Raw genomic sequence first — 342 nt, forward strand, 5'->3', positions numbered from 1 at the left:
CACCATCCCGGGCGCGATCGGCGCGTTCCGCCGCGACGCGGTCCTCGAGGTCGGCGGCATGAGCGAGGACACGCTCGCCGAGGACACCGACATCACCATCGCGATGCACCGCGCGGGCTGGCGGGTCGTCTACCAGGAGCACGCCAGGGCCTGGACGGAGGCGCCGAGTTCGCTGAAGCAGCTGTGGTCGCAGCGCTACCGCTGGTCGTACGGCACCATGCAGGCGCTGTGGAAGCACCGCAAGTCGCTGACGGACAAGGGTCCGTCGGGCCGCTTCGGCCGCATCGGCATGCCGCTCGTCGTGATCTTCCAGATCATCACGCCGGTCCTCGCGCCGCTCAT

At 69.9% G+C, this 342-nt stretch carries 1 pseudogene; it reads left to right on the plus strand.

From position 1 onward, the window contains the following. Positions 1-342, plus strand: a pseudogene (locus ACFRCG_RS48765) (glycosyltransferase); the annotation flags it as partial.

It is taken from the genome of Embleya sp. NPDC056575, from assembly GCF_042793325.1.
Taxonomy (GTDB): Bacteria; Actinomycetota; Actinomycetes; order Streptomycetales; family Streptomycetaceae; genus Embleya.